The organism is Actinomadura sp. NPDC047616 (genome assembly GCF_040642915.1).
Classification (GTDB): Bacteria; Actinomycetota; Actinomycetes; order Streptosporangiales; family Streptosporangiaceae; genus Spirillospora; species Spirillospora miaoliensis.
Window position 1 is genome coordinate 329,483 of the sequence record NZ_JBEYTB010000009.1, and the last position, 20,388, is coordinate 349,870.

The 20,388-nt window shown below is 70.9% G+C and carries 19 protein-coding genes and 1 tRNA gene; 8 read left to right on the forward strand and 12 right to left on the reverse strand.

Going from position 1 to position 20,388, the window contains the following annotated elements:
- Positions 1-25 precede the first annotated feature (25 nt).
- Positions 26-952, reverse strand: coding sequence for a phosphotransferase (locus ABZ801_RS23200; RefSeq protein ID WP_360701085.1), 927 nt, complete (start codon positions 950-952; stop codon positions 26-28).
- A 48-nt stretch (positions 953-1,000) separates the two neighbouring features.
- Positions 1,001-2,650, reverse strand: a complete 1,650-nt coding sequence (locus tag ABZ801_RS23205; RefSeq protein ID WP_360701088.1) for a long-chain fatty acid--CoA ligase — start codon at positions 2,648-2,650, stop codon at positions 1,001-1,003.
- A 213-nt stretch (positions 2,651-2,863) separates the two neighbouring features.
- On the opposite strand from ABZ801_RS23205, the gene ABZ801_RS23210 reads away from it, so the two are divergent.
- Positions 2,864-3,421 (forward strand): NUDIX hydrolase, encoded by a 558-nt coding sequence (locus ABZ801_RS23210; protein ID WP_360701090.1) that lies wholly within the window; start codon positions 2,864-2,866, stop codon positions 3,419-3,421.
- Here ABZ801_RS23210 and ABZ801_RS23215 read toward each other — a convergent pair.
- The 3 genes from ABZ801_RS23215 to ABZ801_RS23225 form a co-directional block, all read right to left on the reverse strand.
- Positions 3,418-4,350: a hypothetical protein gene (locus tag ABZ801_RS23215; RefSeq protein WP_360701093.1), complete on the reverse strand. Its 933-nt coding sequence runs from the start codon at positions 4,348-4,350 to the stop codon at positions 3,418-3,420. The two genes, ABZ801_RS23210 and ABZ801_RS23215, sit on opposite strands and share 4 nt — an antisense overlap.
- Positions 4,351-4,611: 261 nt before the next feature.
- Complete coding sequence (locus ABZ801_RS23220; RefSeq protein ID WP_360701095.1) at positions 4,612-5,259, reverse strand: site-specific integrase; 648 nt, start codon at positions 5,257-5,259, stop codon at positions 4,612-4,614.
- Between the two features lie 432 nt (positions 5,260-5,691).
- On the reverse strand, positions 5,692-6,651 hold the full coding sequence (locus tag ABZ801_RS23225; RefSeq protein ID WP_360701097.1) for an ATP-binding protein: 960 nt from the start codon (positions 6,649-6,651) through the stop codon (positions 5,692-5,694).
- A 168-nt stretch (positions 6,652-6,819) separates the two neighbouring features.
- Here ABZ801_RS23225 and ABZ801_RS23230 point away from each other — a divergent pair, with 168 nt between their 5' ends.
- The 4 genes from ABZ801_RS23230 (at position 6,820) to ABZ801_RS23245 (ending at position 8,888) form a co-directional block, all read left to right on the forward strand.
- Complete coding sequence (locus ABZ801_RS23230; protein WP_360701099.1) at positions 6,820-7,146, forward strand: PadR family transcriptional regulator; 327 nt, start codon at positions 6,820-6,822, stop codon at positions 7,144-7,146.
- Complete coding sequence (locus ABZ801_RS23235) at positions 7,143-7,796, forward strand: hypothetical protein (RefSeq protein WP_360701100.1); 654 nt, start codon at positions 7,143-7,145, stop codon at positions 7,794-7,796. The genes ABZ801_RS23230 and ABZ801_RS23235 overlap by 4 nt, the downstream gene beginning before the upstream one ends.
- A gap of 464 nt (positions 7,797-8,260) precedes the next feature.
- A complete protein-coding gene (locus ABZ801_RS23240; RefSeq protein WP_344959329.1) occupies positions 8,261-8,500 on the forward strand; it encodes a sigma factor-like helix-turn-helix DNA-binding protein in 240 nt (79 codons plus the stop codon).
- A 303-nt stretch (positions 8,501-8,803) separates the two neighbouring features.
- Positions 8,804-8,888 (forward strand) — tRNA-Ser (locus ABZ801_RS23245).
- On the opposite strand, the gene ABZ801_RS23250 is transcribed toward ABZ801_RS23245, so the two are convergent.
- Positions 8,848-10,155: an RNA-guided endonuclease TnpB family protein gene (locus tag ABZ801_RS23250; RefSeq protein WP_360701209.1), complete on the reverse strand. Its 1,308-nt coding sequence runs from the start codon at positions 10,153-10,155 to the stop codon at positions 8,848-8,850. The genes ABZ801_RS23245 and ABZ801_RS23250 overlap by 41 nt on opposite strands.
- Positions 10,156-10,365: 210 nt before the next feature.
- Between ABZ801_RS23250 and ABZ801_RS23255 the strand changes: the two genes are divergently transcribed.
- Together ABZ801_RS23255 and ABZ801_RS23260 are read left to right on the forward strand one after the other, a co-directional pair.
- A complete protein-coding gene (locus tag ABZ801_RS23255) occupies positions 10,366-12,243 on the forward strand; it encodes a glycoside hydrolase family 3 N-terminal domain-containing protein (RefSeq protein WP_360701103.1) in 1,878 nt (625 codons plus the stop codon).
- 9 nt (positions 12,244-12,252) lie between these two features.
- Entirely contained in the window at positions 12,253-13,224 is a 972-nt protein-coding gene (locus tag ABZ801_RS23260) for a TAXI family TRAP transporter solute-binding subunit (RefSeq protein WP_360701105.1), read from the forward strand.
- Here the strand turns inward: ABZ801_RS23260 and ABZ801_RS23265 are convergent.
- The 4 genes from ABZ801_RS23265 to ABZ801_RS23280 form a co-directional block, all read right to left on the reverse strand.
- Entirely contained in the window at positions 13,215-14,594 is a 1,380-nt protein-coding gene (locus ABZ801_RS23265) for a HAMP domain-containing sensor histidine kinase (RefSeq protein ID WP_360701108.1), read from the reverse strand. The genes ABZ801_RS23260 and ABZ801_RS23265 overlap by 10 nt on opposite strands.
- The gene (locus ABZ801_RS23270) at positions 14,594-15,289 is read right to left on the reverse strand and encodes a response regulator transcription factor (protein WP_360701111.1); all 696 of its coding nucleotides are present in this window, start codon (positions 15,287-15,289) and stop codon (positions 14,594-14,596) included. Before ABZ801_RS23270 ends, ABZ801_RS23265 begins: the two co-directional genes overlap by 1 nt.
- An 80-nt stretch (positions 15,290-15,369) precedes the next feature.
- Positions 15,370-16,713 (reverse strand): MFS transporter, encoded by a 1,344-nt coding sequence (locus ABZ801_RS23275; protein ID WP_344959337.1) that lies wholly within the window; start codon positions 16,711-16,713, stop codon positions 15,370-15,372.
- A 164-nt stretch (positions 16,714-16,877) separates the two neighbouring features.
- Positions 16,878-17,120 (reverse strand): hypothetical protein, encoded by a 243-nt coding sequence (locus ABZ801_RS23280; RefSeq protein WP_360701114.1) that lies wholly within the window; start codon positions 17,118-17,120, stop codon positions 16,878-16,880.
- Positions 17,121-17,375: 255 nt separating this feature from the next.
- On the opposite strand from ABZ801_RS23280, the gene ABZ801_RS23285 reads away from it, so the two are divergent.
- Positions 17,376-17,789, forward strand: a complete 414-nt coding sequence (locus tag ABZ801_RS23285) for a helix-turn-helix domain-containing protein (RefSeq protein ID WP_360701117.1) — start codon at positions 17,376-17,378, stop codon at positions 17,787-17,789.
- On the opposite strand, the gene ABZ801_RS23290 is transcribed toward ABZ801_RS23285, so the two are convergent.
- On the reverse strand, positions 17,759-18,706 hold the full coding sequence (locus ABZ801_RS23290) for a polysaccharide lyase family protein (protein ID WP_360701119.1): 948 nt from the start codon (positions 18,704-18,706) through the stop codon (positions 17,759-17,761). The genes ABZ801_RS23285 and ABZ801_RS23290 overlap by 31 nt on opposite strands.
- Positions 18,707-18,710: 4 nt before the next feature.
- Positions 18,711-20,300, reverse strand: a complete 1,590-nt coding sequence (locus tag ABZ801_RS23295; RefSeq protein WP_360701121.1) for an alkaline phosphatase D family protein — start codon at positions 20,298-20,300, stop codon at positions 18,711-18,713.
- Between the last annotated feature and the right edge of the window lie 88 nt (positions 20,301-20,388).

The following is a 20,388-nucleotide window of genomic DNA, read 5'->3' on the forward strand; positions in this document are numbered from 1 at the left end:
GGCTAAATGTAGGGCAGCTCGAACGCTACGTCATTCCTGGTCCCGCCTCGGAGATGCGCCTGCAGGTGTCGACGAGCGCCCGCTCGGGCCCGTCGAGCGGACGGCCGTCCGCCCGCGCCGATATGACGCACGTGGCGGCGATCTGGATCGCCAGAGTTCGCGCGGGCAGGTCCAGGGCCCGCCACGGGTCGCCGTCCGCGGGCACCGCCGGGCCCCCGGCCTCCCGGTAGGCGCTCAGGAGACGGGCCCAGTCGCCGGGCGGCAGCACCCCCGCCGAGAACAGCGCCGCGGGCCGCGCCAGGTCCCAGGCGGGGTCGCCGCGTCCCAGGTCCTCCACGTCGATGAGCCGCCAGCCGCCCTCCCCGGTGCGCACCATCTGCCCCAGATGCCAGTCCCCGTGGATCAGCCGGTGCGGCGTGGCGCCCTCCGCGCCGCGGTCGTCTCCCCCCGCGCGGATCCACGACGGGAGGGTGGCGAACGCCCGGCGCACCTCGGCGGCCTCCGGACCGTCCGGCAGGCGCCGCACCAGCCGCCCCACCCGGGCGGGACGCCCCCACCGCGGCGCGTCGGCCGGAACCGGACACGTGTGCAGCGCGGCCAGCAGCCGGCCGGCCTCCTCCCACGGCACCGCGTCCGGGCTGACCGGCTCCCCGTACGGCCACACGGTCACCACCCGGCCGTCCACCCGCAGCGGCCCGTCCAGCGGAGGCAGCAGCAGCGCCGGCAGCGACGCCGCCACCCGCATCCGCCGCTCCAGCGGCGGCCCGCCGTCACGGTCCGCCTGGTGCGCCTTGACGACCACGTCACCGACCCGCACCACCAGCACCCCGTGCCGGTCGTACAGCACCACCGCCTCGTCGCCGCCCGCGGCCCGGGCACGGCCGACCTCGGCGAGCCGCTCGAACAACGCCGGAGACGACGAATGGGGGGAACGGGCGACGGGGGGACGCATCCGCTCAGTCAACCACTCACCAGGAGGTCCCGGGCGAGAACTTCCGGGTCAGCGGGTGGCGGCGGCGTCGCGCAACTGCCGGCGGACCACCTTGCCCAGGACGTTGCGCGGCAGATCCTGACGGGGCCGGAACTCGGCCGGCACCTTGTAGTGCGACAGGTACCTCGCGCAGTGGCGGCGCAGCTCCTCCGCCGAGAACGGGTAGGCGGGGTGCTCGACGACGTAGGCGACGACGCGTTCGCCGCGCCGCTCGTCCGGCAGGCCGACGACCGCGCAGTCGAACACCGCCAGATGGCGGCGCAGGACCTGCTCCACCTCGCCGGGGAAGACGCTGAACCCGCTCACCTTGATCATGTCCTGGCGGCGTTCCAGCAGCGTGATCCAGCCGTCCGGGCTCATCACCGCGATGTCGCCGGTGCGCAGCCAGCCCTTGGACAGCACGCGCGCGGTGGCCAGCGGCTGGTTCCAGTACCCCGCGAACACCTGGGGGCCGCGCACCACCAGCTCGCCCGGCTCGCCCGGCGGCAGCGGCCGGGTCGGGTCCCCGTGGTCGACGATCACCGCGTCGGTCAGCGGCAGCGGCAGGCCCACGGTGTCGTTGCGGGCGCCGCCGCCGAGCGGGTTGGCGGTCAGCGCGGGCGACGCCTCCGTCTGCCCGTACGCCTGGATCAGCCGGCCGGCGTGCCCCAGCGCGTCCAGCCGCCCCAGCGTCGCGGCGGTCAGCGGGCTGCCGCCCGACAGCAGGATCCGCACCGGGTCCAGGTCGGACGGGCGGAACCGCGGACTGTCGAGCAGTTGGTCGTACAGCGTCGGCACGCCCGGGAACACGGTGGGACGGTGCCGCCGCAGCGCCCGCACCACCCGCTCGCCGTCGAACCGGGGCAGCAGCACGACCGAGCCCGCCTTCAGCACCGGCGCCACCAGGCAGCTGATCATGCCGAACGTGTGGAAGAGCGGCAGCACGGCCAGGGTGACCTCGCCGCCGTCGGTGACCTCCACGTCCCAGGCGTGCTGCTGGCAGGCGTTGGCGACCAGGTTGCGGTGGGTGAGCATGGCGCCCTTGGGACGCGCCTCGGTGCCGCCGGTGTAGGCGATGACGGCCAGGTGCCGCGACGGGTCGAGCCGGAACTGCCGCACGCGCCGGTCCGCCGGCCGCTGCAGCTCGGCGAACGGCACCACGCCCGGCCCCGCGGGAACCTCGGCGGTCAGCGCCGCGCGGCGCCGCCGGGCCTCCGGCAGCGGCAGCCGCAGCGCCGCCCGCGCCGCCGGGGGCAGCGCGTCCCCGATCGAGGTGACGATCAGGTGCTCCAGCGGCGCGGCGTCCCGTGCGGCCCGCACCGCCGGGAGGGAACGATCCAGCACCACCGCGGCGCGCGGCGCGCAGTCGGCGAGCTGGTGGCGCAGCTCCTCCGCGGTGGACAGCGGGTTGTGCGGCACCGCGATCGCGCCGCGCCGCAGCACCCCGAAGAACGCGATGACCAGCTGCGGGCAGTTCGGCAGCACCAGCGCGACCCGGTCGCCGGGCTGCACGCCGAGCCGGTGCAGCCCGGCGGCGAACCGGTCCACGGCCTCGCGCAGCTCCCGGTAGCGGATCCGGGCGCCGTGGAAGATCAGGGCGGGCCGCCGCGGATGCCGCGCGGCGGCGTCGTCCAGCAGCCGGGGCACGGCGACGTCCGGGATCGTCGGCTCGGCCGGCACCCCTGGCTGGTACCACCGCAACCACGGCCGCTCTCTGTGTGACGACTGCCACATATCCGTGGATTCAACCACCTGTCATGCCGGCGTGTCCGCCCACTCGCACATCGTCCCCGCGCCGCCCGAAGGCCCGCGCCCGCCGGGGCGGCGCGTCCCCGGCCCGGCGCGTCCCGGGCCATGATGGGAGGGAACGGCGACGACAGCAGCGAGGTGACCATGACGCCTGAACCGGCGGTGCGCCGGGTGTCCTCCCGCGTGGTCTACGAGAACCGGTGGATGACCGTCCGCGAGGACCTCGTCCAGCGGCTCGACGGGTCGCGCGGCATCTACGGGGTCATCGAGAAGGACGACTACGCCCTGGTCATCCCGGCGGAGCGGGACGGGTTCCACATGGTCGAGGAGTACCGCTACCCGATCGGGCGGCGGACGTGGAACTTCCCGCAGGGCTCCCACCCGGACCACCGCGGCGGCGACCCCGAGGCGCTGGCCCGGCGGGAGCTGGCCGAGGAGACCGGGCTGCGCGCCGGCACGATGACGCCGCTGGGCCGCCTGCACAGCTCGCACGGCACCAGCAGCCAGGGCGTCCACGTGTTCCTGGCGACCGGGCTGACACCGGGCGAGCACGCGCGCGAGCCGGAGGAGCAGGACATGCGGCAGCGGTTCGTGACCCGCGCCGAGTTCAAGCGCCTGGTCCGGGCGGGCGAGATCACCGACGACGCCACCGTGGCCGCATACGCCCTGCTCCTGCTGCACGAGGAGAACGCGCCGGGCTAACCCTGCTCGTCGAGGAGCCGCCGCACCAGGTCGGCGAACGCCTCGTCGCTGAGCAGGCTCGCCCTCGCGTTCTCCTTGTCGATCTCGACGCGGACCGGGCGCAGGTCGGGCACGCCGCCGCCCGCCAGCGCCGCCGCCTCGTCCAGCGCCTCGTAGGCACCCGGACGCCACCAGTAGACCTGCGGGGTGAGCGCCTTCTCGCCGACCTCCACGTGCCGGGCGGCCAGCGCCTGCACGGCCTCCAGCGCGGAGAAGATCTGCGTCTGCCCGATCGGGTGGACGAGCAGCAGCTCGGGGATCGGGAAGGCCACCAGCGCCCCGTGCGGCGACGCGGCCGGGTCGACATAGCGCTTCAGCACGTGCATGTGCGCGCCGACGTAGCGGTGCTCGCCGCTGATGTGCGTCAGCGGCACCCCGTACAGCTCGCGCGTCATGATGTGGTGCGGCTCCCCGTCCACCGACCGCGCCAGCGCCCGCGCGAACGCCTCGTCGGCGCTCGTGCCGCCCAGCGCGGACTTCTGCAGGGGCGAGATGGAGTCGGGATAGTCGACGACCACGGACTCCAGCAGGCCGGGCGCCAGCGGCCGGACGACCAGCGTGTCCCAGACCTCCTGCGGCAGGGCGTCCTCGGTGTAGATCCGCACGCGCAGGTCGTCGGCGGGCAGCGCGTCCTCGCGCACCGCCTGGCGCAGCTCGGCGTCGCGGCGCAGGTTCTTCTCCATCTGCTCGACGAACTCGGCGGCGATGCCGGGCAGCGCCGCCATCGAGTTGCGCCCGGCGTGCCGGCGCCACTCCTGGACGTCGCCCTTCACCTGCGTGCCGTCCGGCAGAGTGACGGCGACGGTGGCGGCGTCGGGAAGGATCGCCTCGTAGCCGCGGTCGGCGAACGCCTTGAGCAGCGCGCGGCCCAGCACGTCGGGCTCGGTCATGTTCTCTCCGTGGGGACATATAGGCATGAAGGCTGACTCGGGGTTCGACTCCCCAACCGCCCCACTGGTTCACGGCGACCGCACCGACGCCCACGCCCCTCCGCCCGCCGAGCCCGCCCGCCCCCGCGTCCCCGCGCACGGGATAAACGTCCCTGAGCGCTTCCTTAAGCCCGCCCCAATATGTGGATCTTGTTGGGCTGCAGGTCAGGGGAGTGATTCACGTTCGGATTAAGGTCCGGGGAGCCATTCTGGGAGCCACGCCTACGCGGACTTGGTTGTCTTGCTTCCGAAGATGTCGTTCATGTGCTCGGCGCCGTCGCGGATCTCCGGCCTGAGCTGGTGGCGGTACACCGTCTCCGTGATCTTGGTGTCCTTGTGTCCGACGAGGAGACTGATCTTCTCGATCGGCACGCCGTGGTCGCTCATGATGGAGACGAACGTGTGGCGGAGTTCGCGGGGACACCACTCTTTGGCGTTGAGCCCTGCGGCCTTGAGGATCTTGCGGAACCACCAGCGAACCGACGGAGCGTCGTAGGGCGCTCCGTTCTCGCGGCAGAACACGAGGTCGTGATCCGCGTACTCCTCGCCAGCACGCAGGCGCTCTGCGGCTTGCCTCGTACGGAGGCTTCTGAGGGCCTCCACGGCGAGATCAGGCATCCCGAGCCCCCGACGGCTTAGCCGCGTCTTGGTCTCGTCCTTGTGCCGCTGAGCGCGTAGGACGTAGAGCGTCGCGGAGTCGAGATCCACGGCGCTCCACTGGAGTTTGCGCAACTCCTCTGGCCGTAGTCCCGTCGTGATCGCGAGGATCACGTACGCGCCCAGTCGATGTTCTGGGTTGCTGGCCTCCTTGAGCACGCTCTTGGCTTCCTCAAGGACGTCCTGCATCCTCGATGGCGCCGTTGAGATCATGATGCCGAACGAAAGCCGGCTGCATCGCTGCCGCGGTCACTGGCCACCACTCCGGGACCTGCTGATAGCACGCGGCCACCTGATGCGCTACACCGACGCCGCGCGACTCCGCCTGCGCCAATGACCACACCCAACCGAGTACGCGTCTCCGCCGGCATCACAGACACGCGTTGCGAGCGCCGAACCTGCCGTTCCCGGCGATGATCTCAGTCCACATCAACGACAGATCGATCAACCGCACCTACGGGATGTGCTGGCTGCATTGGCGCACCCTCGTGGCCCTACACGCAAACGGAGGCGCGTCAGTGCAGTACGACGACAACGCCGTTGCCCTGATCTCCCAGGCGAACTAGCGCCGACCAAGCAACTCCACACAGCAAGTGGCGGGTAGGCCGGCACCCACGGCCTACCCGCCACTTGCTCTTCGCCCGCTCAGAGAGCGGCGAACGCGCTCGGACCCATCACAAAGTCAGGGTCGATCTGCTGTGACAGATCCACTCCGACGCTGCGGTTCCCCCAGCTCTCAGCCGTCTTGAGGTGGAACTCGACGGCCTGCCGGGTGAACTTCGCCCAGTCCTTCGGACGCGCGTCGACCTCCTTCTGAAGCCGCCGCAGTACCTCACGCGCGGACGCGTCGAGCGCCTCCAGTTCGAACGGGCGCCCCTGCTCCATGGCGCGCACGGCCGGCAGGTGCCCGATGCACGTGAGCAGATCGTCTCCCACGTGCTGGCGCAGGAAGGCCATGTCGTCGTTGGACTGGATCTTGTTGCCCACGACCGCGATGTTGATCCCGTAGTCGCCCGCGTAGTCGGTGTACTGCCGGTAGACGGCCACACCCTTCCTCGTCGGCTCGACCACCAGGAACATGACGTCGAACCGCGTGAACAGACCAGAGGCGAACGTGTCGGCCCCTGCGGTCATGTCCGCGACGACGTACTCCCCAGGACCGTCGACGAGGTGGTTGAGGTACAGCTCGACCGCCCCGGTCTTGCCGTGGTAGCAGGACACCCCAAGGTCATCCTCGTCGAACTGCCCCGTAGCCATGAACGTCACGCCACCGACGTCCCGCGCTAGGGCATGGATCGGGTCGTCACCTCCGATGCGCAGGAGCCGAGAGCCACGCTCTGGAGGCGTCGTCTTGACCATCTCGGCCGCAGAGGCGATCCGCGGGTTGTCCCCGCGAAGGTAGTCCTTGATCTCCGTGAGGTGCGCCCCGAGCGCCGGCACGCCTGCCGCATCCTCCTCACCCATGCCGATCGCGACGCCGAGATGCTGGTTGATGTCAGCGTCGATCGCGACGACCGGTACACCCTCGGCCGCCAGGTGCCGGATGAACAGCGAAGACAGCGTGGTCTTGCCGCTCCCACCCTTGCCCACGAACGCAACCTTCACGAAACCTCCCAAAGTGGCGATGAAAACCGTTGTCACTCTATGGTGTCGATGGACAAGAGATCGAAGCAAGCGGAACGCGCAACGTGAGTCGTCCCGCGGTGCCGGACTGTCTGGCTGCCGGAGGTGGAGGGTGTTGACACATTCCGGACCCCTATATAGAGTCCCGATATGGGCAGCCAACCACGCATGACGTTGGCAACTCAAAGCGTGCTCAAGGTTTTCTTGGATGACCCAAGGGAGCCGAGATATGGCTTTGATATTGCTAAAGAGGCAAAATTGGCAACAGGCTCGCTTTATCCAATACTGTCCCGACTGGAGCAAGTTGGCTGGGTAACTTCCTGGTGGGAGGACATCGATACATCGATGGAAGCCCGACCGCGCCGTCGCTACTATCAACTCACGCCCCACGGTGAAGTGGCCGCAAGCGATGCCCTGAGGTCTGCATTGAAGCGCATGACGCCGAAAGCTTGGCGAATTTCTCCAGAGGCGACATGAACACTGCGTTTTGGTTGGGAATTCTTCTGGGTGCGGTTGCCTCTCTGATCGTGGCTGAACTTGCTGATGTGAGTGCATGGATTGCACCTAAGATCGTGCGTCGTGCAGGCAAGTCAGTATCCGTAGAATTCAGAGACAGGTACGTTGAAGAGTGGGCAGCTGAGTTGCAGGCGTATGATGGACTCAAGCTTATAAAACTTTCGAAGGCCATCCATATATGGATGAATCGGCGAAAGTTGAGAATGGTATTGGAAGGTTCGTCTCAGCGCCTCCCTGAATACTTGCGCACAATTTGGATTGCTCGCAAAATGGTTGCTCCCTTCGATTTTCTTCGAGCATATGCAAAAGGGGTTGGAGATCCTCTCCCGGAATTGCTTTGTAGTGTCTATTTTCACCACACCTTCCTTCCGTTTAGTGGGTTGATTGATCTCCAAGGCGGCCCCCATCTGTTTCGTGATAATAGTATTAGGATCAAGCCTCCCGTGAGGGGGTATATTCTCTGGATTCATGATTATCCTGTGAGGTGGTGTTATCAGGTTCGCCTGTTTGTTCTGCTTTGTAGATGCGAACCTTCCATTCGAGGGATTTTGCGCGCTTATGCGTGGTGTAAGTTGCCTCGCGCGCGTGCCGTAAATCTTTCAGATTTGTGAACTTTTATTCTTGTGGTTGATAATCCCGGTGCCAGATATGCAATGGTAGGGATTCGAGATTTCGGCATCGATGTACTCGAACGTTTGCCTGCGGCGATTATGGTCGGGACACAGGACGTGCAGCATCCTCCACCGACGGAAGCGGCTTCCTGGTCCCGAGGTCGTTGACCTTGGCCGTCAGGACGGATTCGCGTTGATCTTGAGGGTCTTGGTTGGTCTCCATGGCCCAGGGGCGAGGGGGGAGCCAGTCCCGGGAGCCAAGGCTTGTCGACCTCAGTCGACACGGCTCGACTGTCCCGGGACGGCTCCTCTGGTGGCCCTCCTTAGTTTGTGCAGGTGAGTGGGCTCCCAGAACGACGGAGCCGGACGGGGCCGGACGTGGTGGGGATAAAGCCTCCTGAGCGCTTCCTTAAGCCCGCCATAAGAGGATCGCCGGGGGTGGCGGGAGATGCGAGGTTCTGGGTGTGGCACTGCGAACCGGCAAGAGCGCGGGCCAGATGGCGCCCGCCCCCATGCACGAGCCCGCCGCGCGGGCGTTCCGGTCGCTGTCGTGGGCGCACCGGGAGATCCTGACCGAGACGTACTTCCGCAGGCGGTCGGTCAACGAGGCGGCCGCGTCGCTCGGGCTTCCGGTGGAGGTCGTCAAGGCCCGCGTCTATCACGCCCTCCGAGCGCTGCGGGAAGCGTGCGAAGCCCCCGGCTGAGACGATCCGCGGACCGGCGCGGGGCGCCCGCGGGGAACCGCCCGCGCCCCGCGCCGGCCATTCGCGCCGCCGCCGGATTCGGCGGCCTGGAAAACGTCTTGCACGCTCGGGAACAATTGCGGCAACCTGATTGTCGTACCAAGCGAGACCGAGAACGGAAGGAGCCGGCGATGCGGCGTCACAGTAGCCGAATGCGCAGCCTGTCCGGTCTTGGCAGCGGACGCGGCGGGACGTGACGGCACCGTCCTGACCTGCGCACCGCCTGGCGACCGGAGTTCGCACAGGCGGTTTTCTCATTTTCTCGGAGGGTTGGCCGAGTGGTAAGGCAGCGGCTTGCTAAGCCGTCGTCAGGGTCCCCCCTGCGCGAGTTCGAATCTCGCACCCTCCGCCCCCGGCGGATAGGAACGCTGGCGCGTTCGGCGGTCTCTTGACGTCCTCCCCTCCCGTAGGGAGGGAATTCCAACCCTCACGGGCTGGGTTTCCTGTTTCGCTGACGACCGCCTCAGCGGGGAGAAGCCCTGTTGAGGTCTTACATCGTCTCCGCAGACTGTCACCGCCCGCCCGGCGGCCAAAAGGTTCTTCGCGGCGTTGACATCCCGGTCATGGCGCGTTCCGCAGCCGACGCACGTCCAGGCACGAACGTCCAGAGGTAGTTCCCCGGCCAAGACGCCGCAGGCCGAGCACAGCTTCGAGGACGGGTACCAGCGGTCGACCACCACCAGATTCCGCCCGTACCATGCGGCCTTGTACTCCAACATCGTCCGGAATTTCCGCCAAGCCGCATCCGAGATCGCACGCGCCAGACGGTGATTCTTGACCATGTTCCGAACAGCCAGATCCTCGATCACAAGCGTTTGGTTCTCACGCACGAGCCGAGTCGACAATTTGTGCAGCACATCTCGGCGCCGATCGGCGATCCGAGCATGGATGCGCGCTACCCTGCGCGCGGCTTTCGCGCGGTTCGCGCTGCCCTTGGTCTTGCGGGCCAGGGCACGTTGCGCGCGGGCCAGCCGGTCCATGTCCCGACGCCCGTGTCGGGGGTTGGCCACCTTCTCCCCAGTGGAAAGGGCGACCAAGTGGTCCAACCCGGCATCGATCCCAACCGCCCCTGTGGCCGGAGGCAACGTCTGCGCGGCGGTCTCAACCAGCAATGACACGAACCACCGGCCGGCGCTGTCGCGTGAGACGGTCACCGTGGTCGGCTCCGCCCCGTCCGGCAGGGGACGTGACCACACGATGTGCAGCGGCTCGGCCATCTTCGCCAGCGTTAGTTCGCCGTTGCGCCAGCGAAACGCCGCACGGGTGTACTCGGCCGATGCTCTGGACTTCTTGCGGCTTTTGAACCGCGGATAGCCTGCATGTTTGTTCCAGAAAGCGATGAAGGCGGCATTCAGGTGCCGCAGCGCCTGCTGCAATGGCACCGACGACACCTCCTTCAGATATGCCAGTTCGGGAGTCTTCTTCCACGCTGTGAGCATGGCTGAGGTGGCGTTATAGCCCACCCGCTCCCGCCGTAGCGTCCACGCCTCGCTACGGGCGTGCAACGCCAGGTTGTAGACCTTGCGCACGCACCCGAATGTGCGCGACAACGCAGTAGCCTGCTCCTCGGTCGGGTAGAAGCGGTACAGGTACGCCCGCTTCACATGCTTGGCCACCACGACCCTCAAGCTAACACTGTCTGTGCTGAAGTGAGCACGATTGGTGAAAATCGCGGGTAAGGGTGCCGAGACATTGCTGGCGGCGTCCGGCGGGTGGGGCGGCCGGTAGTGGACGGGGGGTGGTCGCGGGGGACGGAGGGGCTTAGGTTGCCTGCGATGAGAGGGGAACGCACGGTCCGCTGAGCTGTTGCCCACCCCGGAGGCGAGATGAGTCGCTCCCCGTCCCGTTCCCTGCCCGGCCGCCGGGCGAAGACCGCCGTGCTGGCGGCGGCGCTGCTGGCGTTCACCGGCGCCGGTGCCGCCGTCCCCGCGGCGGCGCAGACCGCCCGTCCCGCGACGGGCCCCGGCTACCTCGACGCGCGGCGGCCCGTGCGCGACCGCGTCGAGGACCTGCTGTCCCGGATGACGCTGGACGAGAAGATCGGCCAGATGACGCAGGCCGAACGCGGCAGCGTCACCCCCGACGACGTCACCCGCCACCGCATCGGGTCGGTGCTGTCGGGCGGCGGGTCGACGCCCACCCCCAACACGGCCGAGGCGTGGGCGGACATGTACGACGGGTTCCAGCGCGCCGCGCTGGCCACCCCCCGGCGCATCCCGATGATCTACGGCGTGGACGCCGTGCACGGCCACAACAACCTGGTCGGTGCGACGATCTTCCCGCACAACATCGGGCTCGGCGCCACCCGCGACCCGGACTTGGTGCGCGAGGTCGGCCGCGCCACCGCCGAGGAGGTCGCGGCCACCGGCGTCGACTGGACGTTCGCGCCGTGCCTGTGCGTGGCCCGTGACGACCGGTGGGGCCGCACGTACGAGTCGTTCGGCGAGGTCCCCGAGCTGCCCGCCGCCATGTCGGTGATCGTGGACGGGTTCCAGGGCAGGCGGCTGGACGGCCCCGCGTCGATCCTGGCCACGGCCAAGCACTACGTCGGCGACGGCGGCACCGCCGGCGGCGACGACCAGGGCGACACCCGGATCTCCGAGGCCGAGCTGCGCCGGATCCACCTGCCGCCGTTCCGGGCGGCGGTGCGGCGCGGCGTCGGCTCGGTGATGATCTCCTTCAGCTCGTGGAACGGCGTGAAGCTGCACGGGCACCGCTACCTGGTCACCGACGTGCTGAAGAAGGAGCTCGGCTTCACCGGCTTCGTCGTCTCCGACTGGAACGGCATCGACCAGATCGACGGGCGGCCCGGGTTCACCCCGCAGGAGGTCGCCACCGCCATCAACGCCGGGATCGACATGGTCATGGTGCCGCAGGACTGGCGCCGCTTCATCGACACGCTGCGCGGCGAGGTGCAGGCCGGGCACGTGTCCATGGCCCGCATCGACGACGCCAACCGGCGCATCCTCACCAAGAAGTTCGAGCTGGGCCTGTTCGAGCGGCCGTTCACCGACCGCCGCCTCCTGCGCACGGTCGGCAGCGACCGGCACCGCGCGCTGGCCCGCCGCGCCGTGGCCGAGTCGCAGGTGCTGCTGAAGAACGACGGCGGCGTGCTGCCGCTCGCCCGGAACAACAACAAGATCTTCGTGGCGGGCAGGGCCGCCGACGACATCGGCATCCAGAGCGGCGGCTGGACGATCACCTGGCAGGGCTCGCCGGGGAACATCACGCCCGGCACCACGATCCTGCAGGGCATCCGGCAGACGGCCGGGCCGTCCACCACCGTGGACTACAGCCGGGACGGCTCGGGCATCGACGGCTCCTACCGGGCGGCGGTCGCCGTCGTCGGCGAGCTGCCGTACGCCGAGGGCGAGGGCGACCGTCCCGACGGCATGGGGCTGGACGCCGGCGACCTGGCGACGATCGAGCGGCTGCGCGCCTCCGGCGTCCCGGTGATCGTCGTGCTGGTGTCCGGACGGCCGCTGGACGTCGCCGCGCAGCTGCCGGGCTGGAACGCGCTGGTGGCGTCCTGGCTGCCGGGCACCGAGGGACGCGGCGTCGCCGACGTGCTGTTCGGCGTCACCAGGCCGACCGGCAGGCTTCCGATGACGTGGATGCGAAGTGCCGACCAGCAGCCGATCAACCACGGGGACGGCAAGAAGCCGCTGTTCCCGTACGGCTACGGCCTCACCTACCGACGGTAACGTGGGCGGGTGCCGCCCGCAGCCTTCCTGCCGAGCCGCCGCGGCGTCCTGCGTCTGGGCGCCGCGGCGGCCGCGGCCGCGCTGGCGGCGGGCTGCTCGGACGGCTCCGGCGGCGGACGGCGGCGGCTGGTCCTGGCGGGCGGCCCGACCGACGGCCAGTACGAGCCGTTCGCGCGGCGGCTGGCCCAGGAGCTGCGGCGCCGCGTCAGCGGCCTGACCGTCGACGTGCTGACCACCTCGGCCAGCGTGGAGAACCTGCGGATGCTCGCGGCGGGCCGCGCCGACCTGGCGCTCGCGCTGAGCGACAGCGCCGCCGACGCCGTGGCGGGGCACGGCGCGTTCCGCGCGCCCCTGCCGGTGACCGCGCTGGCCCGCATCTACCTCAACTACACGCACCTGGTGGTGGCCGAGGACTCGCCGGTGCGGCGCGTCACCGACCTGGCGGGACGCCGCGTGTCGCTGGGCGCGGAGGGGTCGGGCACGGCCGTGGTGGGGGAGCGGGTGCTGGAGGCGGCCAAGCCGCCGCGTCCCGTCCGGGCCGTCAGGCTGGGCCTGGCCGAGTCGTGCGCGGCGCTGGCGGGCGGCGACGTGGAGGCCTTCTTCTGGTCCGGGGGCGTGCCGACCAAGGCGATCGCCGACCTGGCCGCCCGCACGCCGGTGCGGCTGGTGCCGCTGGACGGGCTGATCCTGGCGCTGCGCCGTGCGCACGGCCCGACGTACGTGGGGGTGTCGGTGCCCGCGGGGACGTACCGGCAGGCCGCGGAGGTGCCGACGGTGGGGGTGCCGAGCTATCTGGTGGCGCGCCGCGACCTGTCGCCCGGCCTGGCCGAGACGGTGACGCGCGTGATGTTCCACGCCCGCGACCGCCTGCCGGGGCCCGAGGTGCCCGGCAGCTACCTGGACGAGCGGTACGCGATCGGCACCGGCACCGTGCCGCTGCACCCGGGCGCCGTCCGTTACTACCGCTCCGTCTACGGCTGACCGAACGCGTCGAGCGGCAGGCGCAGCTCGACGACCAGGCCGTGCGGGTCGGCGGGCCGCAGCGCGAGGGTTCCGCCGCCCGCGCGGGCCAGCTCGTCGGCGATGGCGAGGCCGAGTCCGCTGCCCTCGACGTTGCCGTGGCGGGGCGACCGCCAGAACCGGCGCCGCGCGGCCTCCAGTTCGTCCGGGTCCAGGCCGGGGCCGTCGTCGGCGACGCGCAGCACGGCCGCGCCGTCGCAGGCCGACAGCGACACGGTGACGTGCCCGCCGTCCGGCACGAACTTGATCGCGTTGTCGATGGCGATGTCGGCGACGCGTCCGGCGGTGTCGGGCGGGCAGTGCGCCGTGAGGCGTTCCGGCAGGTCGGCGCGCAGGCCGACGGTACGGGCCGCGGCGACCTCGCCCCAGGCGTCGAGCCGGGGCGCCAGCTCGGCGACCAGGTCGACCGGCCCGGCCGCCGCCGCGCCCCTGCCGGACTCCAGGCGGGCCAGGGTGAGCAGGTCCTCCAGCATCGCGTCCAGCCGGTCGACCTCCTCCAGGGCCTGCCGGTGCTCGTCCGCGCCGGTGTCGCGCAGGTGCGGCTGCAGGTTCTCCAGCCGCAGCGACAGCACGGCCAGCGGTGTGCGCAGCTCGTGGGAGGCGTCGGCGACGAAGGCGCGCTGGCGTTCCAGCGCCGCCGACACCGCGTCGGCCATGGCGTTGAACCGCTCCTCCAGGCGGCGCAGCTCCGACGGGCCCGGCCCGCCGACGGCGGCGCGGGCGTGCATGCGGCCCGCCGCGATCGCCTCGGTGGCGGCGTCCAGTTCGGCCACCGGACGCAGCGTCCAGCGGGTCAGCCGCCGTGCCGCCACCACGGCGAGGGTGAACGCGGCGGCAGCGGCGGCGGCCAGGGTCAGCCACACCAGCGCGATGTCGCGGCGGGCGTCGATGGTCGGCGCCTCGACCAGCACCATGCCGACGACCTGGGCGTCGCGCCCGGCGGGCTCGGCCACCACCACGCGGTCGGGGCCGAACGGGGTGACCAGCGGCAGCCGCTCGGTCGTGCGCCCGGCCAGGGCGCGCCGCACCGCCACGGCGGCGGGCGGGTCCACGGTGCCGGAGCGGATCAGCACGGCGCGCGAGTCGTCGCGGACCTCCACGCCCGCCCCGTACAGGGAGGCGTACCGGCGCACCTCGCTGACGAGCACGGAGGTGTCGCCCTCGCGGACGGCCTGGTCGGTCAGCTCGGCCAGGCGGGTGGCGTCGGCGCGCCGGTCCAGCAGCAGCACGCCCGTGCGCTGCTGGGCGTACGCCCAGGCCAGCGGCAGTGCCAGCGCGAGCACCAGCCCGCCGATCAGCGCCAGGTAGGTCAGCAGCAGACGGCGGCGCATCAGTCCTCGACGCCCAGCCGGTAGCCGGTGCCGCGCAGCGTGCGCACCAGCCCCGGCCGGCCGGTCTTGGCCCGGATTCCGGCGATGTGCACGTCCAGCGACCGGGACGCCGCCAGGAACGCGTCGCCCCACACCGCGTCCAGGATCTCCTCGCGGCTGCGCACCACGCCCGGCTCGCGCGCCAGCAGCGCCAGCACGTCGAACTCGCGGCGGGTCAGGGTGACGGGGGCGCCGGCCACGGTGATCTCGCGGGCACGCAGGTCGATCCGCACGTCCCCGGCCTGGACGATCTCGGGTGCGGAGGCGGCCGGGTCGGCGGGCGCGGGGGGCCGGCCGGGCGGCGGGACGGAGCGGCGGGCCACCGCGTCCATCCGCGCCAGCAGCTCCATGATCCGGAACGGTTTGATCAGGTAGTCGTCGGCCCCGGCGCGCAGGCCGCGCAGCACGGCCCGCTCCTCGGTGCGCGCGGTGATCACGATGACCGGCACGGCCGACACCCGGCGCAGCCGCCGCAGCATGTCCAGGCCGTCCATGTCGGGCAGGCCGAGGTCCAGCAGGACGAAGTCGCAGCGGTCCTTCAGCCGCAGCCCGTCGTCGGCCCGCACGACCCGCTCGACGCGGTGGCCGCGCCCGGCCAGGGCCGTGGTGAGCGCGTCGGCGAGCCGGTCGTCGTCCTCGACCAACAGCACCCGCATGCCCACCCCGTCCGGCACAGACCTACCCTTGCCCCTTCCCGGAGCAAGGGTAGGTGCTCGCAGGCCGGCTTCGCGCCAGGTCAGCCGCGGCCCGCCAGTTCGGCGGCAGGGGCCTTGTCGGCGCGGGACAGGACGGCGTGCCGCGTCTCGCGCATCGTCACGTACACGACCAGCGACACCGCCGCGCAGCCCGAGACGTACCAGTAGAACCCGGACTCGATGCCGCCCTGCTTGAACCACAGCGCCACGTACTCGGCGGTCCCGCCGAACATGGCGTTGGCCAGCGCGTACGGCAGCGCCACGCCGAGCGCCCGCACGTGGGTGGGGAACAGTTCGGCCTTGACCACCGCGTTGATCGAGGTGTAGCCGGTGACGATGACCAGGCCGCCCAGCATCAGCGCCAGCGCGGGCCAGAACCCGCTGACGTCCCGCAGCGCCGTCATGATCGGCACGGTGCCCAGCATGGACCCCACGCCGAAGGAGATCAGCAGCGGCCGGCGGCCGATCCGGTCCGACAGCGCTCCGGCGGCGGGCTGCAGGAGCATGAACACCGTCAGCGCGCAGAAGCTGACCAGCGTGGCGTCGTCCTTGCTCATGCCCGCGGTGTTGGACAGGTACTTGGTCAGGTAGGTGGTGTAGGTGTAGTACGCCACCGTGCCGCCCATGGTCAGGGCGATGACCAGCGCGAACTCCCGGCGGTGCCGGAACAGGCCGCGCAGCGTGCCGCGTTCGGCGGGTTCGGCGGCGTCCTCCTCGGCCTCGTAGGCCTCGGTCTCCAGCAGGTTGCGGCGCAGGTAGAACACCACCGCCGCGCCCAGCGCGCCGACGATGAACGGGATCCGCCAGCCCCAGGAGTGCAGCGTGTCCTCCGACATGGTCCGCTGCAGCAGGATCTGCAGGCCGAGCCCGCAGAGCTGGCCGGCGGTCATCGACACGTACTGGAAGCTGGAGAAGAAGCCGCGCCGCCCGGGGGTGGACGCCTCGGTCAGGTACGTGGCGCTGGCCGCGTACTCGCCGCCGACCGACAGGCCCTGCAGCAGCCGCGCCACCAGCAGCACCACGGCGCCGAAGTAGCCGACGGTGTCGTAGGTGGGCGCGATGGCGATCAGCAGCGCGCTGACCGACATCAGCGTGACCGTGGCGGTCAGCGCGGCCTTGCGGCCGCGCCGGTCGCCGAGGCGCCCCAGCAGCCAGCCGCCGACCGGGCGCATGAAGAACCCGACGGCGAAGATGCCCATCGTGTTGAGCAGCTGCGCGGTCGAGTTCCCCTTGGGGAAGAACGAGGCCGCGAAGTAGACGGCGAAGCTGGAGTAGACGAACCAGTCGTACCACTCGACCAGGTTGCCGATCGAACCGCCGACCAGCGCCTTCCACGGGCGCCGAACGGGCCGGGACGGCGTGCCGCCGGACAACGTCGTCGTCACCGGGCACCTCCTCGCATCACGGGACGGGAACGGGGTGACCTGCGTCACCGCAGGCCCCCGAAGCGTCACCGATCCGCCGAACCCCGTTCAAGAACGAAGCCCCAGATCTAACGTCCGCTTAACAAAGAGGACATCCGCGCCGCCCTGGGCAGGCTCACGCGGGCTCAGGCCGCGCCCAGAGTCTGGGACAGGACGTCGTCCAGGGGCGTGGGCTTGAGCCCGAACGCCTCCTCCATCGCCGACGAGTCGACCAGGAACGGGCGGTGCGACATGTGCGTCGTCTCCCACAGCTCGTTCCAGAACGGGTCGCCCAGCCCGAGCAGGGCCAGCTCCCGGTCGGTCATCTGCTCCAGGTGCGGCGCGGGCGCCCCGGCGAGCTCGGCCAGCCGGGCGGCGACCTCGCGCACCGGGTGGTGGATTGCTCGGGCCCGGCGCCGCTGCGGCTGACGATCCGCACGCGGTCCCCGGACTCGGCGAGGCGGCGGGCGGTGGCGACGGCGGTTCCGCCGCGGCCGACGATGACGTGCAAGGACACGTGACTCCTCCGGAACACGGTCGGCGGCCGGGAAGATCCGGCCGCGTCGATCACTTGTCCTTCACGATGCGGCCTGCGCGGACGGTCCGGCAGGCATGCGATCGCCGACGATCCGGAGGTTCTGGCCATGCCCGACGGCCCTCACCGCATCGTGTTCGTGCTCGTACCGCCCGTGATGGCGTTCGACGTGTCGATCGCGCGGATGGTGTTCGGCGCCCTTCCCGATCGCTACCGCGTCGTGCAGAGCGCGGCCGAGCCGGGGCCGGTGGAGGACGCGCACGCCCGGATCAGCCCCCGGACCCTGACCCGGCGCTTCCACGCCGAGACGGGACAGAGCCCCTTGCAGTGGCTGCTGCACCACCAGATCGAACGGGCCCGGGAGCTGCTGGAGACCACCGACCTGGGCATGGACCAGGTCGCGTACCGCAGCGGGCTCGGCAGCGCCGACTCGCTGCGGGCGCACTTCGTCAGGCGCGTGGGGACGACCCCGCGCGCCTACCGCCTGCGCAGTCAGCGGGTGAAGACGCCCAGCGCGTCGTAGACGTGCCAGGAGCCGACCTGCTTGTCGATGGTCAGCGCGTTCTCGCCCGTGCGCAGCGCGGAGCGGGGCAGTTCCAGCTCCACGTAGGACGGCTTGAGCGGGGTGCCGGGCAGCGTCGCGTCGCCTTCCAGGGAGCCGCGGGTGCCGCCGTTCTCCAGCTTGACGTCCCGCACGGGGGTGCCGTTCAGCCCGAGGTTGATCGTGCCGGGGATGGACGCGTGCGTGTCCAGCAGCCAGATCGCCAGCCACACCTCGCCGTCCGGCACCGCGTCCAGCGCGAAGCGGAACGTGGTGCGGGTCGACTTGGGGTTGCCCGCCCAGGAGTCGGACGGCCCCGGCTGGATGTACGACCAGTCGGTCTTCGGGTCGCTCCTGCCGTGGGTGAAGTCCACGCCGCCCGGGAAGCGGGTGCGGTACTGGGCGTAGCCGTTGGGCGCCAGGGCCAGTTCCAGCGACTTGTGGTCGAACGTCCCGACGGTCGCCAGCGGCGTGCCCGACACGGTGACGGATTCGGTGCTGTGCGCGGCGATCTCCTCGGAGGGGCGGCTGCGGTTCCCGGCCGCGTCCACCACCACGACGCGGTAGTACCAGTCCTGGCGCCGGCCGCCCATGCGGTCGTGCAGGAAGCTGGTGTAGACGGTCTTACCGAGCAGAGTGTCGGGCCCGATCGCGAAGCCCTTGGTCCGCGACCCGTAGACGGCGTAGTGGTCGACGAGCGGCTTGTACGCCTCGCCCTCCCAGGTCAGGCGGATCCGGCCGATCTCGCCGGCGGCGCGCGGGCGGCGCACCGGCTTCGGCCGGGGGCCGGACGCGGCGGAGGCCTCGGCGGCGGACGGGGCGAACACGAGCGCGGCGGGGACGGCGGCGGCGCCGATGCCGAGCGCGGTGCGTCGAGCGACGTTTCCCTGGCTGCTCACGGGCTCACACCTCCCGGTTCAGGCCGGGACGTCCGGCCTCGGTGACGAATCGGGCCGCGGTCGCGACGGGCGCGCCGGGGCGGCTGACGTAGGCGACGGTCCTGTACTCCGACGTCAGCGTCTTCGGGGTCAGGGTGCAGCTCACGTAGCCGCGGCGGGCGTTGTAGAGCTTGACGTGCGGGTTGCTCAGCCACAGCGGGCCGGTGGAGTCGGTCTCGCCGCCGTCGCCGTCGGAGCCGATGGACCCGGTCACCAGCTCGGTGCCGATCGTGGCCGACCCCGGGTCCTTCCAGTCGGCCTTCAGCTCGGCGGCCACGTGCCGGTGGATGTCGCCGGACAGCACCACCGGGTTGGCGATGCCGTGCCGCCGGAACGCGGCGAACAGCCGGTCCCGGTTGGCGGGGAAGCCGTCCCACATGTCGTTGCTGTAGAGCTCGCCGGCACCGGTGTCGCGGTCGATCTGGGCCATGACGACGCCGCTGCCCAGCAGGTTCCACACCGCGTCGGAGCGGCGCAGCCCGTCGTACAGCCACCTCTCCTGCTCGGCGCCCAGGATGGAGCGGCGCGGGTCCAGGCGTTCGGGGGAGTTGTCGATGACGGCCCCGGCCGGATAGGTGTCGCGGTACTGCCGGTTGTCCAGCATGTCGATCTGCGCGAGCCGTCCCCAGTGCCGCCGGTGGTAGAGCGCCATGGCGGGGCCGTCCGGCAGCATCGCGCCGCGCAGCGGCAGGTGCTCGTAGAACGCCCGGTAGGCCACGGCGCGGCGGCGCAGGAAGTCGGCGGGCGGCACGCCGGTCTCCGACCAGTCGCCGGCGTGGTTGTTCTGCACCTCGTGGTCGTCGGTGGTGAACAGCCACGGGGCGAGGGCGTGCACGGCCTGCAGGTGCTCGTCGGTCTTGAACAGCGCGTACCGCAGCCGGTGCTGCTCCAGCGTGTTGATCTCCACGCCGTGTTCGGGGCCGAGCGGCAGCGGCTCCTGGCGCCACCAGTTGCTCTTGGTGATGCCGTACTCGTAGATGTAGTCGCCGAGGAACAGGACCAGGTCCAGGTCCTCGGCGGCCATGTGCTGGTAGGCGGTGAAATGCCCGTGGTACCACGCCTGGCAGGACGCGGTGGCGAACCGCAGCCGCGCGGGGGTGGAGCGCGGGTCGGGCGCGGTGCGGGTCCGGCCGGCCGGGCTCAGCTCGCCACCCGCCCGGAACCGGTAGAAGTACTCGCGGCCGGGGCGCAGCCCGTGCACCTCGACGTGCACCGAGTGCGCCAGCTCGGGCGTGGCGATGGCCTGGCCGCGCTTGACCACGCGGGTGAACGCCTCGTCCTCGGCGACCTCGTACCGCACCGTGTAGGGGCGCGGCGGCATGCCGCCGTGGCCGTCGGCCTCCAGCGGCCGGGGCGCCAGGCGCGTCCACAGCACGAACCCGTCCGGCTGCGGGTCGCCGGACGCGATGCCGAGGCCGAACGGGTCGGCGGGGACCTTGCCGCCGACGGTCTCGTCGGCGGCGGCGTGGCCGGTGCCGACCGCGAACGCGGCGGCGCTCACGCCGGTGAGCGTCAGGAACGACCGGCGCCCGGCGGCGGGCAGGGATGAGCTCATGCGCGGCTCCAGAGTGGGGGGATGGCCGTGAACGGCCTGACCAGGCACGATTAATGAAAGAGGGTTGCGAATGAAGGGCGATCGGGAG